We start from the raw sequence: 369 nt of genomic DNA on the forward strand, positions 1-369 counted from the left end.
GAAGCAGCACTGACTGCCAAAGATGCAGCGTATTACTATCAGGCTTATGAAACCGCAATCCATGCCATTGGTAAGGCGTCGGCAGGGCGTGGCATCAAGAATGGCCCAGGTATTTCTGTCAAATTATCTGCACTGCATCCACGCTATTCTCGGGCTCAGCGTGCGCGGACGCTGGACGAGTTACTGCCACTGCTGAAAAAGTTACTATTGCTGGCTAAACAATATAACATCGGCCTGAACATCGATGCGGAAGAAACAGATCGTCTTGAATTGTCGCTCGATTTGATGGAGGCACTGGCATTTGATGCGGATCTGAAAGGGTTTGAAGGTATCGGTTTCGTCGTTCAGGGCTATCAGAAACGTTGCCCG

At 49.9% G+C, this 369-nt stretch carries 1 protein-coding gene; it reads left to right on the forward strand.

Annotated elements, in window-relative coordinates:
- Positions 1 to 369 (forward strand): proline dehydrogenase family protein (locus KDM89_RS20370; protein WP_212689687.1); only part of this gene is annotated, 369 nt, incomplete at both ends.

It is taken from the genome of Cognatundibacterium luofuense, from assembly GCF_018139685.1.
Taxonomy (GTDB): Bacteria; Pseudomonadota; Gammaproteobacteria; order Burkholderiales; family Burkholderiaceae_D; genus Undibacterium; species Undibacterium luofuense.